The 16123-nt window shown below is 31.5% G+C and carries 18 protein-coding genes and 1 pseudogene; 11 read left to right on the top strand and 8 right to left on the bottom strand.

Annotated features, from left to right (window positions below; all coding sequences use genetic code 11):
* Positions 1-33: 33 nt before the first annotated feature.
* The 6 genes and pseudogenes from BMX49_RS01390 to BMX49_RS01365 form a co-directional block, all read right to left on the bottom strand.
* Positions 34-735 (bottom strand): annotated as a pseudogene (locus BMX49_RS01390) (YifB family Mg chelatase-like AAA ATPase); the annotation flags it as partial.
* 69 nt (positions 736-804) lie between these two features.
* Positions 805-1095 (bottom strand): hypothetical protein, encoded by a 291-nt coding sequence (locus BMX49_RS01385; protein ID WP_034717935.1) that lies wholly within the window; start codon positions 1093-1095, stop codon positions 805-807.
* Entirely contained in the window at positions 1092-1274 is a 183-nt protein-coding gene (locus BMX49_RS14915) for a helix-turn-helix domain-containing protein (protein ID WP_034717932.1), read from the bottom strand. Before BMX49_RS14915 ends, BMX49_RS01385 begins: the two co-directional genes overlap by 4 nt.
* Positions 1249-1689 carry a hypothetical protein gene (locus tag BMX49_RS01375; RefSeq protein WP_034717930.1) on the bottom strand — a complete coding sequence of 147 codons (441 nt, stop codon included), beginning with the start codon at positions 1687-1689 and terminating at the stop codon, positions 1249-1251. Before BMX49_RS01375 ends, BMX49_RS14915 begins: the two co-directional genes overlap by 26 nt.
* Before the next feature lie 103 nt (positions 1690-1792).
* Entirely contained in the window at positions 1793-2383 is a 591-nt protein-coding gene (locus tag BMX49_RS01370; RefSeq protein ID WP_034717929.1) for a hypothetical protein, read from the bottom strand.
* Positions 2384-2412: 29 nt separating this feature from the next.
* Complete coding sequence (locus BMX49_RS01365) at positions 2413-2883, bottom strand: thermonuclease family protein (protein WP_034717928.1); 471 nt, start codon at positions 2881-2883, stop codon at positions 2413-2415.
* Positions 2884-3193: 310 nt separating this feature from the next.
* On the opposite strand from BMX49_RS01365, the gene BMX49_RS01360 reads away from it, so the two are divergent.
* The 10 genes from BMX49_RS01360 (at position 3194) to BMX49_RS01310 (ending at position 13927) form a co-directional block, all read left to right on the top strand.
* On the top strand, positions 3194-3784 hold the full coding sequence (locus BMX49_RS01360; RefSeq protein ID WP_034717927.1) for a recombinase family protein: 591 nt from the start codon (positions 3194-3196) through the stop codon (positions 3782-3784).
* Positions 3785-3860: 76 nt separating this feature from the next.
* On the top strand, positions 3861-5816 hold the full coding sequence (locus BMX49_RS14500; protein WP_081864343.1) for a tetratricopeptide repeat protein: 1956 nt from the start codon (positions 3861-3863) through the stop codon (positions 5814-5816).
* A 39-nt stretch (positions 5817-5855) separates the two neighbouring features.
* Positions 5856-6410 carry a hypothetical protein gene (locus tag BMX49_RS01345; protein WP_034717926.1) on the top strand — a complete coding sequence of 185 codons (555 nt, stop codon included), beginning with the start codon at positions 5856-5858 and terminating at the stop codon, positions 6408-6410.
* Between the two features lie 43 nt (positions 6411-6453).
* Positions 6454-6783, top strand: a complete 330-nt coding sequence (locus tag BMX49_RS01340; RefSeq protein ID WP_034717923.1) for a nucleotide pyrophosphohydrolase — start codon at positions 6454-6456, stop codon at positions 6781-6783.
* Entirely contained in the window at positions 6780-8645 is a 1866-nt protein-coding gene (locus BMX49_RS01335) for a DUF2075 domain-containing protein (protein WP_034717921.1), read from the top strand. Before BMX49_RS01340 ends, BMX49_RS01335 begins: the two co-directional genes overlap by 4 nt.
* Positions 8646-8703: 58 nt before the next feature.
* Complete coding sequence (locus tag BMX49_RS01330; protein ID WP_034717919.1) at positions 8704-9825, top strand: hypothetical protein; 1122 nt, start codon at positions 8704-8706, stop codon at positions 9823-9825.
* 426 nt (positions 9826-10251) lie between these two features.
* Positions 10252-12420, top strand: coding sequence for a hypothetical protein (locus BMX49_RS01325; RefSeq protein ID WP_034717917.1), 2169 nt, complete (start codon positions 10252-10254; stop codon positions 12418-12420).
* Position 12421: 1 nt separating this feature from the next.
* On the top strand, positions 12422-12952 hold the full coding sequence (locus BMX49_RS01320; RefSeq protein ID WP_034717916.1) for a hypothetical protein: 531 nt from the start codon (positions 12422-12424) through the stop codon (positions 12950-12952).
* Between the two features lies 1 nt (position 12953).
* Positions 12954-13763 carry a hypothetical protein gene (locus tag BMX49_RS01315; RefSeq protein ID WP_034717915.1) on the top strand — a complete coding sequence of 270 codons (810 nt, stop codon included), beginning with the start codon at positions 12954-12956 and terminating at the stop codon, positions 13761-13763.
* Positions 13748-13927 (top strand): hypothetical protein, encoded by a 180-nt coding sequence (locus BMX49_RS01310; protein ID WP_126337172.1) that lies wholly within the window; start codon positions 13748-13750, stop codon positions 13925-13927. Before BMX49_RS01315 ends, BMX49_RS01310 begins: the two co-directional genes overlap by 16 nt.
* Before the next feature lie 316 nt (positions 13928-14243).
* Here BMX49_RS01310 and BMX49_RS01305 read toward each other — a convergent pair whose 3' ends face one another.
* The gene (locus BMX49_RS01305) at positions 14244-14789 is read right to left on the bottom strand and encodes a hypothetical protein (protein WP_034717912.1); all 546 of its coding nucleotides are present in this window, start codon (positions 14787-14789) and stop codon (positions 14244-14246) included.
* Between the two features lie 55 nt (positions 14790-14844).
* On the opposite strand from BMX49_RS01305, the gene BMX49_RS14565 reads away from it, so the two are divergent.
* Positions 14845-15078: a hypothetical protein gene (locus BMX49_RS14565; RefSeq protein ID WP_143055871.1), complete on the top strand. Its 234-nt coding sequence runs from the start codon at positions 14845-14847 to the stop codon at positions 15076-15078.
* Positions 15079-15180: 102 nt separating this feature from the next.
* Here BMX49_RS14565 and BMX49_RS01300 read toward each other — a convergent pair whose 3' ends face one another.
* Complete coding sequence (locus tag BMX49_RS01300; protein WP_034717911.1) at positions 15181-15993, bottom strand: hypothetical protein; 813 nt, start codon at positions 15991-15993, stop codon at positions 15181-15183.
* Between the last annotated feature and the right edge of the window lie 130 nt (positions 15994-16123).

Genomic DNA, 16123 nt, shown 5'->3' with positions numbered 1-16123 from the left:
TTTTTTATCATTAAGTAAAGACGAAAGAATTTTTTAAACGTTCCAAAATTCCCGGTCTAAACTTCGGTATTGGATGGCTTCTGAAATATGAGCAGCATTCAAAACCTCTGACTCTTCCAAATCAGCGATGGTCCGAGAAACTTTTAAAATTCGATCATAAGCTCGAGCGGATAAATTTAATTTTTCCATCGCCGTTTTTATCAATGTTTTCGAGGCTTCATCAAGTTCGCAGAATTTTTCGATATCTCTAGGGCCCATTTGAGCATTATAATGAATGTCGGAATTTTTGTATCGATTGGTTTGAATTTCCCTCGCGATCAAAACCCGACGCCTAATTTCATCACTTTGCTCGCCTTTCCGTTTGTCGGCAAGCTGGTCAAATTCTACTTTTTGCACTTCGATGTGAATGTCGATTCGGTCGAGTAGTGGCCCAGAAAGTTTATTCATATACCGCTGCATTTCAAATTGAGACGAGGTATTGTTTGGATCATCCGGGAAAAATCCGCTGGGGCTAGGATTCATGCTTGCGACCAGCATAAAACTTGCGGGATAATTCACCGTAAATTTTGCTCGGGAAATGGTGACTTCACGATCTTCCAAAGGTTGGCGCATCACTTCTAAAACTGTTCTTTTAAATTCCGGCATTTCATCCAGAAACAAAACGCCGTTATGGGCTAATGAAATCTCGCCCGGTTGCGGATAACTGCCTCCGCCAACTAGAGCGACGTCTGTTATTATCTATAATGTAGGGGCATAATTCTTAAATAAGTTTACTTCTGTAATGTAATGTTTATGGAAGTAAGCCTATTTAAGCTCTTTACTTTTTAACTCCTCCTCTCTTCTGGATAGTAATAAATAACCTAAACCAAAACCTCCTAAAAACCCAGATAATATAGCCCCAGTATTTAGCTCTATTCTTGTACTTGTACCAGCAGTTACTCTGACATCTTCAGAAGATTCTTTTTTAAACTTTTTATACATTTCTATACTTATCCTGTCAGTTCCAACATAATAAATATAATTAGCAGTAGCATATCCTACTAATAAAGAGAATAGAAAACCTATTACTAAGCTCTGGGCTATTTTTGTATTCATTTACTTTCTTTTAAAAATTCCTTTAGATTAGTCTCTGTAATTAAGATAGGCCTCCCTATCCTTTGGCTCTTTAGCTTCCCTTTTTTAATCCAGGCTCTAATAGTTTGAGAGGTTACATTTAAAGCCTCTGCTACTTCTGGTATAGTGTAAAATTTAATTCCCTCTATTACTGTGGGCATAATCTTTATTTAATTTTTGTTTTCTCTTTTCCTCTATCATTGGTAGTAAAAGATAACCTCCAGCTGTCCCTCCTATCAGAGAGAGAAAAATAAACATATAGTTATAGGAGTGTTTTTTAGAAAGGGCTTCTAATTTTATTTCTGCATCATTTTTTAACCATACAGCCCCTTCTTCTAATTGTTTTTGAGTAGCAGTATATTTAGGGTCATCCTTTCCCCATAATTTTAGTACTTCATCCGTTGTAAGAGATAAACGATTTTTATAATATTCTTTATTACTTTTCCATTGTCCTGGGAGTATTTCTGTAGAGTTATTATAAAATTTAGTATCTCTAGAAATAAAAGCTATTATTAAGGCTGTAATTACTCCTATCACTAAACTAATTGCTATTCTATTATTTTTGGTTTCTTCCATCTTATTTCTTAGGTATTGGTTTTATAGCTCCGTTCTTTTTCTCATACTTTCCTTTATTCGTACATGGTAATATAATCTTTTATATTTCATAATGAGGGGTGAATTATTTATATCCCAGTATTTTTTTTAACTTATAATCATCCTCAAACATGTCAATATAAGAAAGCTCTCTTTTTAGTAATGCTTCATCTTTTCTAATCTTCCAATACAAATCATATGTTCCTACTTTTAAAGTTATTTCAATCATATGTTCACAGTCGGAAAAGCGATGTCGAATATCTTCCACGAATAAATAATCTGAATGAAATTCTTCACGAAAAAACGGAAATTCTACAGCTTCGCCAATTCTTGGAATGTGGGTGAGGTCTTCGATATCTAAAACTAGATACCTTCCATTATTCTTTACGATAAAAGACGTTGATGTCTTTGGGAATTTATATATAAAGTCACCTTTTGTGTCTTCATACATCTCTACTAGTTGTTTTCTAAATTGTGTTTGGGATAATCGTGTTTTAGTCATTAAATCCTTACCAGAGGGATATTCTCCTTCGTTATTATAATAATCTTCTTCAAATAAAATCTTAGCTAGATTGCTATAGTGAGGATTATTTTTTTCTACATGTTTGAGAATTAACTTTCTCATGCTGCCCATATCTCTAATTAAGGATTTAGTGGTAAGAATTTTCTTTTCCATATCATGGGTTTTAGATTTCTGTAATTTAATTATTTATTCCTCTGTGCTCTACGATAGTCCCAAGGTGCAATTGCGTTTTCATCTTGCCACAGACCTAGACGGTTCTGTTTTGCATTATGTTCCAGGTTTTCTAGAGATTTATCTTTTGAATAATGATAATACCACCATCCATAACCAGCTCTTATTAGTTCTTCGGACAAATACTTGTTGTTATCATAATATATCTTAGCAATGCTTCTGCCGTATCTATCCGTATCGGTCTCAACGAAAGTAACCATTTTTCCAAATACCATTTCTGAAGTAAACTTTTTTGCATTTTTCCCGAAAGGCTGTCCATTTTCTGGACAGTCAACCTCAGCTAATCTTAAGGTCTTTTGAATATTACCCTCAAGCAGGATTACAACTGTATCTCCATCTTTAACGCCAACAATCTTACCTTCTATCTGGCTAAGGAATAGAATGGAAATCAGCAAAAAAAAAGTCATTGTTATTTTTCTCATAGAATTATTTCTATCAAATTTAGTAAAATATAAACACCAAATTTAGAAATTCTTTTTACATGTAAATACTTGTACCCCATATGAATGCATACCCCCGCCCAAATGTTTAAATTTAGTACTACCCCCCTATATTTTGCATCCAAAATCATCCATGCAAATCAGTAGGTGTATCATAATTAGACTTTAGTCTATTTTTGTAACATATTGTTCTGATTTTTTTTAAAACCACCTAGATTCGGATGTTACAAAAACACCCACCTTAAATTTGTTACACTAAGTTTTTAATAGTAACTTTGTTAAAATATTTATCATGAAAGCGAGATATGTTAGAGTGTCAACAGGGAATCAAAAAACAGAAAGACAAATTCTTAAGTCCTATCCTGATGAGAAAATTTACATTGATATTATTTCAGGTGCTGTTCCCTTTAAGAGTAGACCACAGGGCAAAGAATTACTTATGGAAGTTGAAGCGGGAGGAATTACTTATCTGAGCGTAAGTTCAATTGATAGATTAGGAAGGAATCTTTTTGATATTTTAGGTACAATAGAAATACTTAATAAAAAAAACATTGTTTTAAAGGTTGATAATTTGGGTTTGGAGAGTTTAATCGAAGGAAAACCAAATTCTGCTTTTAAACTTATTATATCTGTAATGGCAAATATCGCAGAAATGGAGCGGGAGACACTTTTAGAAAGACAGCGAGAGGGTATTTCTATTGCAAAAGCAAATGGAACTTATAAAGGAAGAGAAAAAGGAACTTTTGAGTCAAATGAAATGTTTTTGTCTAAATATAAAGAAGTCATAAAGAATCTTAGAAAAGGCAACAGTATAAGAGATACCTCAAAAATTTGTAAAGTAAGTATAGGAACCGTTCAGAAAGTTAAAAAATTACTCAATTAAATTTTAAATAAATTCCTTATTGTTTTGTCTTTACTACATTTCGTATATTTACATCTTACACACTTTTTAAAAAATAATGATAATACTCCATAAAATAAATTCATTTTTATATAACCTCTTTTCTATCTCCGAAGGTGAAAAGGAAGACTTAATTCAGGCAATCAAAAGATATTATACATACGATGGCATCTCGCCAGAAATAAAAGTAAATGAGAGAGATGTTTCAGTAAAAGTAGATGTAAATAAAATTTACTTTGAAGCTGTAAAATACAATCAACTTATATCAATGTGCGAATCAAGACAATTTACTGAAGCCTATCCATTAGCTATTGAATTATGTTCTGCTAACAAAACTAATTCTGATTTATTCCGTATTAAAGGTCAAATCGAGTCCGAATTAAATGAAGCTGATAAAGCTGTAGATTCATTCATAGATGCACTGCGTTGGAATCCTGAAAATGTATATGCATTAATAATGATGGGTAATATTTTTGCAAGAGATAAATCGGATATTGATACAGCAATGATATATTATAAACAGGCATCTCTTATTGACCCTAATGACCATATTTCGCTGAACAATATTGGTGCAAATCTGCTTTCCTTAGAAAGATATGATGAAGCTCAAGAATATTTTGAAAAAGCAAATAGCATTAGTTCTGATTATCCCAATACACAGTATGCATTAGGATTGTTGGCTTTTAAAAAGAGGAAGTATAATGAAGCATTTAATTACGCCATCAAAAGCGTAAAATTAAATAATTTAAGAGATGCATTGTATATAAATTCTGTCAAACTTATAGAAGATATATCTGCGGAAATATCAGATTCAGATACTACAATCAGAACACTTAAGGAATTTACAAAGCATATTGAAGAGATTTCAGGAGTAAATACCCGAATAGAAATTGACAATGAAATTCCGACTATCGCAAAAGTAGAATATGCAGAAAATCACAATAGAGATTATCATTTAATAAAATATAAGGAAGGATATAAAGGTCACCTTCACTTGATACTTCATGAGTTGATACATATTGAACTTGCCTCAGAAGCTAAAATTTCAAATGATAATTTACTGTTTACTTCTTCAGAAGAGCATCGAAAAAGATTTATTGCTGAGCATGGAAATTATTTCAAAACTTTAACGAAAAAAGGGTTTTCTAACGAATCAATTATAGGTGTTATAAACAGTTTATTTGAAGGTATTAATCGACAAATTTTTAATACGCCAATTGACCTATTTATTGAAGATAGAATTTTTAACAGATTCCCAGATTTTCGACCGATACAGTTTACTTCGCTTTTAACTATTGTACTCGAAGGAGTAGATGCAGTCACAAGAAAAGATGTTGTTGATATAATGGATGATAACATTCTTTCTAAATCCAAAACTTATAACTTAATCAATGCTATTCATTTTAGAAATTTATTCGGAATTGATTTTATTAAGAATTTCAAGGCTTCTCATACGGAAATGAGGCAGGCAGAAAAGTGTTATGATGAATTTTTAGAATATAGATATGATAAGCAACCTGGAGAAGAATATGAACTTGTTCAACATTGGGGAGAAGACTTAAAATTAAACCAATACTTTAAATTAGTAAATGAAGTGCAGTTTAGAAAAAGTGAACCATCTTATGCTGATTTAGATTTTGAAAATGATATAGACATTGATACTGAATCAAATCAAAAAATCGAAATGCACAGCTTTTTGGAAGAGCACAAAGATAAAAATTTGAATCTTTCTGTAATGATGTACATGATTGGAGCGTTAGAATATTTTAAAAATAAATCTGATGCCGAAATTAAAGAAACGGCATTTCAAATTGCATCCATGGGAGTAAATGGGATTTCCCCTGAAAAGAAATCAGGTTATAAAGTTCCATCTATAAAAGACAGTGATTTTAGTGGTTATCAGATGCTTGCCTACTATTATGTTAGCTGGGCGTTATCTGCTCCACAATTACTGCCAGACTTACAGTTGCCATTTGATAAAGAGTATGAAACAGCCAAGTCCTTTGAACATTAAGTTTATTCATATAAGTTTAAAACAAATAAAAAATATATTATGGTTACATGGTTTGTAGTAGGGCTAATTATTTTAATAATTTATTTATACCTGAAAAACGACACAGAAAAGGCAAAGAACTTTTCGCATGAAAAAACAATCCGAGATTTAGAGACTAAGGTTCGCACGGAAAATTTGGAACGCATTGCTAGTAGCGGGGAAACTACAAATTCTTCGTCTAGAGGTAATACTGATGCTGTTGATATTGCAAAACTTATTTTAATGAGGAATAGAGTACTAGAATTTCTAGAACAAAATTCGTTTAATGTTACAGTAGATAGAAATTCCGATATTGACATTTATGACTCTTTGTCTCCAGGAGGTACTGAAGATATGGGCGGAAGAATTAGAACGAAGGGTACGCTTCTGAATTTTGAGACTACTTTCAACAAGGGAACGAGTAAATCTACCTTAAAATTACATATGGATTACGATGGGAGTGCAAATTTCTATCTCTTTTTTGAAACGACAGATAATAATGAAAAAATAGAAATGAAATATCGCTCCTTAATTCGTTATATGAATAATTGGCATAATCAGGCAATTTACGAATAATAAGGAGTTTAGCGAAAATTAATTAATATAACATCTCTAGATAATGTCCGAATTAAAAGACTTAATCAATAAAATTCGCAAATTTAATAAAGAGCGTGACTGGGAGCAGTTCCACAATCCTAAAGACCTTGCAATTGCACTAAACATTGAGACTTCTGAATTACTGGAGCTTTTCCTTTGGAAAAGAGATTCAGATGTTGATGTTGAAAAGGTAAAGGAAGAGCTTGCGGATATCTTTACTTTTGCTCTTAATATTGCAGATAAGTTTAATCTAGATGTGACTGAAATAATTGAGCAAAAAATGGCTTTAAATGCTAAGAAATATCCTATTGACAAAGCAAAGGGCACTAGCAAAAAATACAATGATTTATGATAGTTTATTCAAGTGATAAAGCATCATTTTACAATGATGTAATATCGAACAATATCGAAAATATTATTCATAACTTTTTTATAGAAAAATTCGGATTTGAAACATCTATTAATGAGATTAACTCTTGGAAGAATTCAATGCAATACATGAATAATGTATTATTGGATACTGAGATTCCTGATGATGCAGGAGTTACAATAGAGTATCAAATACCTCAAACATCGAAAAGAGTAGATTTTATACTTTCTGGTAAAGATGAAAATGATGTTGAGTATGCAATTATCATTGAATTAAAGCAATGGTCGGAATCTACAATGACTGACAAAGACGGTATAGTAAATACTTTTGTTGGCAAACGTAAAAGAGATGTTAGTCATCCTTCTTATCAAGCGTGGACTTATTGTTCTTTACTTACTGGTTTTAATGAAGCGGTGTACAATTCGGAGATAAAATTGATTCCATGTGCATACTTACATAATTATGTGCCTGACAACTATATTACTCACGATTTTTATAAAGACTATATTGACAAAGCACCGATATTTTTAAAACCCGATATTTTAAAACTTCGTGAATTTATCAAGACGTTCGTAAAGTTTGGAGATAGCAATAAAATTATTCAAATAATTGACGGAGGCAGAATACGACCTTCAAAAAGCCTTGCAGATAGCCTATCGTCAATGTTAAAGGGGAATCAAGAGTTTCTTATGATTGATGACCAGAAAGTGGTTTATGAGACGGCTTTGGCTCTCGCAAAAAAATCGAGTGAAAAAAATAAAAATGTACTTATTGTCGAAGGAGGTCCTGGAACTGGGAAATCGGTAGTAGCAATAAATTTGCTAGTTAATCTAACAAAATTAGGGTTATTAAGTCAATACGTAACAAAGAATTCTGCACCAAGAGAAGTATATAAAACCAAATTAACAGGAACTTTTAAACAAACCGAAATATCCAATTTCTTTTCTGGTTCAGGTTCATTTATTAGTACTGCCAAAAATCAATTTGACGCTTTGATAGTGGATGAAGGACACAGACTTAATGAAAAGTCTGGAATGTTTAAAAACTTAGGTGATAATCAAGTTAAAGAGATTATCAATGCATCAAAATTCACAATCTTTTTTATAGACGAAAATCAAAAAGTTGCAATACATGATATTGGAACGAAGGAAGAAATTATCATCTGGGCAAATGAAGCAGGTGCAGAAATAACTGAACTCGAATTAACTTCTCAATTTAGATGTAATGGGTCTGATGGTTATTTGGCTTGGTTAGACCACACTTTACAAATAAGAGAAACTGCAAATCCTATTTTAGACATTGAAGATTTTGATTTCAGAATTATTGATAGACCTGATAAATTAAGAGATATAATTTTTGAGAAAAACTTGGAAAAAAATAAAGCCAGGCTCGTTGCGGGATATTGTTGGAAGTGGGTTAGTAAAAAAGATTTTTTTGCGTACGACATACAATTTCCTGAATATGATTTCAAAATGAAATGGAATCTGGCAGATGACGGAATGAAATGGCTTATACAGCCTGAATCAGTTAATGAAATTGGTTGTATCCATACATCCCAAGGGTTGGAGGTTGACTATATTGGTGTTATAATTGGAGGTGACCTCGTTGTAAGAGATGGAATTGTGGTCGCAAATCCTTATGAAAGAGATTCAAACGATAGTACAGTAAGAGGATACAAATCTATGATGAAGAAAAATCCTGAAAGTACGCTGGAGCTGATGACTACTATTATTAAAAACACTTATAGAACCTTGATGACTAGAGGAATGAAAGGATGTTATGTATACTTTACAGACAATGAGACGAGAGAATATTTTAAAACTAAAATTCACAACAAAAAATAAAAACTGTTAGTGACAAGGACTAGTATCAGAAACAATTAAAGTAAAGAACAATATCTTGATGTTAAGCGATGTTAAAAATCTTTTTTCCTTATCCTTTAAAATTACTGGTTTAAAGGAAGAGCAAGGTTTTTTGACTGTCTTGGCTGACTATCAACCAAATTTTGTTTCAGAGAATTTGTCCGAATATTTGTGTGATAAATATCTAACAAGTAATCTCAATAGTTTACAAAATCTTTTAATCACTATTTCAAAATTTGGTTTTCAATCGTACGTAAATTGGAAATTGAGTTTTCCAAATAAGCCTAATGTTCAAATCTTTATTAACAATTCTATTAATAATAATTTGGCTTTGTATGAAAACGAGATTGAATTGTGCCTACTCAAAATCTTAATATTCCTAAAAGAAAATTTCTCTCCCATCTCAGAAAATAAACAAAAAATTCTATTACCATTTTATACTGAAACTGCATTAAATAAAAGATTCGTGTACTTAAACCATGAGTTTAAGGTCAGATGGTATGAGAGTTATAGTAAGAGATTAGAAAAAATATTAGTTTTAAAATACTTGTTATATTCGTGTATTGGTCATATTGAAATTGATTTAGAACATGAATATTCCTCAGGAAATTCTCATTCAATTTTGACAAATCATATTGCAATTCAAAATAATAGAATTCTTCAAGTTCTAAAAGGTTTAAGGAATGATGGAACATTAACTTATCATACATTTTTAATTCATTTAATTCAGAAATTTTCTATTTCAAATGCAGAGTTTGAGACCGTGAAAGCCCTTGATATTGAAAAGCAATACACAAAAAATTATGCTGAAAATTTGGTAAGCTTTAGAGAAGTAGATTGTGAGCGAGTTATTAATGTTTTATCTCCTTATTTTACACAGAAGGAGCAAACGGTTCTAAAAGAAATTATCAATAGTAAATCTGTAAATTTCGAGAGTAAGTTAGTATTCCAACAAAAATCTATTGTTCTAACATATTTTTTAAAGATGCTTTATGAAGAAAATATATTAGTTGCGAATTCTAAACAAAGTCTAAGTACTTGGATTATGAAAAACTTCCAATATCTACTAAATGGTCGTCCTATAGATTTCAAAGAAAATACAATTCAAAGAACTCTAAACAGGGATTCCAAAGCACCCAAACTTATACTTTCAATAAATTAATCAATTTTATTATACCTTTTTTATACCCCTTTTTCGAAGGGGTATTTTTATGGATTTTTTTCAGTGATATGTTTGCATTGTCATAAAGAGAAGACGATACTTTGACATTAGAATTTTAGCTAAAACGATTAAAAAAAGAAATACAGAAGTTAAGAAACCAGTGTTTTAAATATAAATGCTAAATGATAAAATTCTATCGCAGATTCGAATAAAATAATTTTAATGACAATTAAGTAAAATGAAAAGAAATTATACATACAACTTGGACAGTTGTAACGAAAACCTTTAAAAATATGGCTTATTAAGCCTATTAAATTAGATGGTTCGGAGTCTTCGGACTCAAATAAAATGGTAGACTCTAAACGTTCACTCGTGTTCTAATGATTCTGCTACTAATCTATTTGTAGAACATAAAAAATTAAGAACATGAAAAAAGAACAAATATTAGATGAGCTTGCAAAAGCGAATCCATCACTCGCTGGTTTAGATAACCTAATAAATTTCAGTAAGGTTGACCCACCTGTAATTGAAGAATCAAATGTGTACTACCCTAAAAGAAACGATTTCTTCTTTTTCGTACCAGAAAATTTGAACTTAGATGAACTTCTGGAAAAGGCATCCGCAAATAATCTTCATCCATTTAAAGTTATCAGGTTTTTATCGCTCATAGGTCAGCGAAGCATTCATAAGCGAAGAAATTTTAATGGTTCAGGCTTCGATTTTTATTCAAAATCTCACGCTAGAATTAGAGCAAAATCATTAGAAGTAGAGGTGGGTAAAGACTATTTAATTTACTATCGCTTTCTAAAAGAGGAATATGTAATTAACCGAACGCCTTATAAAAAAGGGGGTAAAAGTTTTGGTTATGGCTTCCTGCCACATTTCAGATACCAGAGGTTATCAGTCAAGATATTCTCGGCTAATAAGTTAATTCAGAAAATTGCCAGCAGATTTAAGGATAAGTCTACAGAAAAATATTGTAAGAATCTCATTAAACCATTTCGAAGAGAAAGTTTTGGGATTGATTATGAAAAAGCTGAAAAATCGCTCCATAAAAAGTACTGCGAATCGTTCATTCAAAATTCATTTGGAGGTTATATGCTCGATGATGAATTTAAGAGCGTGCATAAGTACGGAGCCTATCATAATAGCTTAATCCAAATGATGAATTTACTAAACGGTAAATTTTATTTCAATCGGTCAAATTTTACTTTTGTCGAGTATAAAGAGAAGAGCTTCCGAAGTAGAAGAGTGAGTGGAAGAAAAATTCGGAATGTTAAAAACATCATTAATATTAAAAGAAAAACTCCGATAATAAAACCTTTAGGTAGATTTTATTCTACGTTTTCCTTTCTTCCAAAAACGGTAAGGGATTTACTCCATTTTGACGGTGAAAAACTTGAGCAAATAGATGTGAAGAATTGTGTCATGTATATTCTTTCCAATTATTTAAAAAGCAATTATAGCTTTAGTCATCATATGCTTAGTAACCTGACGTCTAAGAAGTATTTTGCCTTATATAGTTACAATTTGACTAAGCAATGCTTAGCTGAGCAAGGTATAGACTTGGTGCTGGAGGATTTTAGAGATATACAATTACCACTGACGCAATTTTCAATTAGTGATGGGTGTAATCTAAGTAACCCTTTCCCCTTGACTGATTTTAACTCACTATTATTTCAGTTGGGTTTTGTCCCAGAGAATTCTAGCCAAAAAGAAAGTTTACCTAAGCTTAATACGATTAAAGCTTACCAGAGTTTGGTGCCTAAACTCCTACCTAGCATCAAACCAACTGAAATAAACATTGGGTCAAACTCTCTTGAAAGGAATTCAATTCTGAACTTAGGGTCAGAAGTTTTCTCAGGAGAAGTTTCAGAATATTCCATTAAAGACCAAAGTAGCCGTTTGCGAAAATTGAAGTTTACGAAAGCTCCAACGTTAGACCTTTCAAGTGACGTGACTAAGTTGAGTAATGAAGCTTTGAAAAGAAAAAACATAGAACCAACCTTAGGCTATTGTCTAAGTCTCTCTTATATGATTCCTGAAACTCTCCAAAGCCTTTTGGATAAAGAGTTAGAGAGGTTTCAGAGATTAGCGGTTGGTGGTAAATTTTATGAGAGCTTTATTGATGATTATAAAAAACATTTCTCAAACGAAGAGTGGAAAGAGAAATATGAAAAAAGAATTAATGAGACCTACAATGGTGACGCATCAGAAGATAGAAAATTAACTAAGGAAATGCTTATGTCTTTGATTTATGCTCGAAATGAAAATACTAACTACAACGAGATAAAATGGACGTTTGTTAAACATTTTCCTTTAGTTTATGTGCTAATAGATGACTTGAAAACTGCAAACCATAAACAGTTTTCGCATGCTTTATTTAATCTTGAAGCTGAAGTTATGTTGGATGAAATTGCAAGCAAGTTGCTAAAAAATAAAATACAATGTCTAACAGTTCACGACTGTATTGCAGTTAAAAAATCTGACGTCCCTAAAACATTAAAAATTATGTCGGAATCCTTCCTAACAAAATTTGGTATTGAACCTCAAATTGAATTTGAAACTTCTACTAAAAATAACCAGAAAATCTAAAATGATGCAAAACAAACTACTACGTATTAATTTTGGCGATACTAATTACTTTGCCAAAGTATTGCAACACACCAAACACGGTTTTGCAATAGATACCGTGTTTCCTGTCGAGGGAATAAAATACTCTGAAACCTCATCGGGAGATTATGATATTGTGAGCTACTTTGAGGAAAGGGTTCTACATGCATTCAGGAAAAAGCTCATCTTAGAAATTGAACTGGTTCTTAATCGTCACATCTTGAAGGAAAAACTACGAGAGCTGGAATTTTCATTAAGCATATTCCTAGACGATGAATTTCCAACTGAAAAAAATGAAAGGATAAAGCAAATCTTTGGAGAAGCATTCTTCAAGGATAATTTTCATTTTTTCGAATACACTCCGTCAATGGTCAATTATCTAATTGAGTACCTAGAATTCTCAAAGATGGAAATGCTAACGGGCAAACGGCTGATTACAGTGTCCCAGGAGGCTTTTCTAGAGGGTCTTAAAGAAAAGATAATTCATTCTATCACTAACAACAAAACACCCTAATATGGAACATATTCTAATAACCTTCTGTCGGTTCTCTTTTTATATTTTTAAAGTCACTGCGCACACAAAAAATTATGTCACATGCGAGCCTTTATATCCCATCAAAGGAATTGAGGCAGATTACTATTGTGAAGATGACGATTTCTACAATGACGATTCTATCTCGAAAATTAATATGTTTGTTATGGCAGTCATCCACGCATACGACAGTTTTTGTAGGACTTCTGATTCATTCGTTAAATACATTGAAGAAAATCGTGAAACTGATGACGTAGATGAACTGGCACTTTTGACTAAGAAGTATATATCTGTGAGTTACCGCAACATTCAATTTCAATATCTTTCTGAAATTACGGAAGAAAACTTTGTCAGATTACATTTCAATTTTTACCTGACCCAGACGTTTCCATTTGAAAATATTTTCATGATGGATGAAGATGATGTTAAAACAGTAGAAAATTGTCTGAACCTGGTCTTAGACCAAAACATTAGTAAAGTTATTTCTGTTCACTTTACTGACGATATATATTCCGACACGGTGAAGACGAAAATAATTGACCTAAGTAAAGGTCACTTCCCAGAAGAAAAGCTGCTCCAAGAGATGTTTATATGCTATTACTCGGCACCTAGATTAGATATTGATAAGAATCCTTTCCGATATGATTACTTTGAGAAACGCTTTGATAGCTTCACAGAGGATAAGAAACTAGGGCTATTTCTAGTTTGTAATATTGACAAAGAACTCTTCATGTATAACAAATTCCTCAGTAAGTTATGGATGAGCAAAAACAAGTTATGGAGAATTGGATAATTAAGATGTTGTTAGATGTTTTCTCGAAACATTTCGGACTTCAAGAGGCTTTGAAATCTAAAGATGAATTAGTTTCAAAAGAAGCTGTGCAAATACTTTCCGAATTGACTGGATTGAGACGTAATTATATCGCTGGAAAGCTAGAAAAGATTTCTAAAATTTGAAAGGACAAGGATGGTCAATTTAATTGAAAGGTTGTGACCATTCTTTATCAAGTAGAGCTGGTTTAAATCAGTATTTCGTGGTAAATTGATATACATCAAAGTGTTACTGTATCTCTTCCCTAAACTCCAATCGCAACTAGGAAAATCCCATTCAAATCCATAAGTCGTGTACAAAAATAAGGATATGCCATCTGAAACGTATGGATTAGTTATTTAAGTAGTTGAATAATAGTCTTTTAAAGGTGTAAATTGTCCACCTAGAAACCGCTTGCGTCTAATGTAGTAATTTTATCACATTGATAGTTAAAAAGCTATTTTAACTTGGAATTATCCTCTCAATTCCTTCAGAATATAATTTTTTGCTGTAGTACAATTCATCAAACAAAGTTTTGTAATTTACTAGGTGTTGTATTTCATTTATATCCAAAAAAACATCTGTTTTCCTCTCACTATTTCTATATACAAGTAAATTTATTATCGCTTCCTGATTGTCTGAATAGTCTAAGTAATCTGTAAAGAAACATGCTAAGTCCTCACTCGCAAATTGCTCATTTTTGATTATCCAATTACGTACCTCTGACTTGTTTAAGTTTATGCTTTTATATATTGCCAATTCTTCTTCAGCAAACTTTTCAAATTTATGAAGTTGTACGATATCATTTAGACTTTCATAGAGATATTGAAATTCTTTTTTATTAGTGCAATTTACAAATGAGTTGGTATGCTCTTTTTCGAAACCACTGCTCCATTTGCATTCTTCATAAAATTTGTGGTTTTTTTTGAGCCATATTTTCAAGTGTCCTATCTCGAAAACGTTTGATGGGCTTAGACTAAGTAGCTCTTGTAATAAATTATCTAGCATATTTTAATTATAGATTTAAGGTCTTCAAACTACCCAGTTAGTCAATTCACTCGGTGTGTTAATTATTACATCAGGTTTAGAAGTGACTGGCTCAGTTCCTCCCCATTTGCAAAAATATCCTTTTACTCCAGCGGCTTTTGCAGAAATTATGTCAATGTCTAAATCACCGAATGAAACGACCTCATCAGGAATTAGCCTCATCATTTGTAACGCTTTTAAAAATTCTGTGAAAGTTGATGTTTTAAATTCAATTAATTTAAATTCATTGCTTTGCTATGGTGCGGCTTAGAATACCAAATCTTTCTATTATAAACTAATTTTCAGAAAATCTAAAATCTTTAAACCTGGCGAAAATCCCGCACTATTGCAAAAACGCTGTTAGGCGTAAACCTTAAATATCATCAAAAGAATCTTTTTCACTTTTTACACTTTTAGAATTTTCCTCCTTATATCTCTTAATTATATTTTTTTTTGAATGATAAATGATGCAAAACCCTCCGTAAACTGTAGATGCAAGTTCAACTATATTTTCACCAGATTCAAAAATGAGTGCTTTAGGATGTGTGCTGTTTGATTCTTTTGCCAAATCTGGGTATCTAATTTCGAACACTGCTTTATCACCTCTACCTCCTATAAGACCGTAATCATTTTCTTTGGGTAAGCCGTATTTTTGTATATAAAGTTTTTTAATAGAGTTGAAATTTCTATTATTAATTAAAAGAACTTCTTTTACCTTATCTAAATCATAAAGATTTGGATTTAAATTTTTATCAAAAGGGAAGTATTCACAAATTAGAGCAACAGTATTTAATTTGTTAGGTGGTTTTAAAGAATTGTTATTTAAGTATATTTCACATTGAAATATTTTACTACTAGTAAATAGGTCGTAATATAATTTATCTCCTTCTTTTCTTATTTTTTTTTGAATAATTAATTCATTCGTAGTTTTCTGTATTTCATCATCATTAATACCATATTTAAAATCTAAAAATAAATTATCAGTTTTATCTTTAGTATCATCTTTTAATGATTTAGATATTTTGACATCAACTTTATCAAGTATGCTATCTTGTTCAAATTTGTAATCTAATAATTCAGTTTTACTTTCTTGTAGTATGTGTTTTTCTTTAATATTATTATCATTACAAGAAAATAACAGCAAAACGGTCGTAATTAATAAATTTTTATATTGTGATGTTTTCATAGAATTACGGCTAAAGGTTGGATATCTCTGTTGGCGGAGACTTTTAATAAATCGTCTATAACAAATTAAACAATTACGAAAATTCGTTATGATATGAACTTCCGCCCCGCTAATAGAAATACTATGTTGT

Origin of the sequence: Kaistella antarctica (assembly GCF_900109615.1) — a bacterium.
GTDB lineage: Bacteria > Bacteroidota > Bacteroidia > Flavobacteriales > Weeksellaceae > Kaistella > Kaistella antarctica.
The sequence above is the reverse complement of the archived record's forward strand: the minus strand, read 5'-3'. Positions and strand labels throughout refer to the sequence as shown.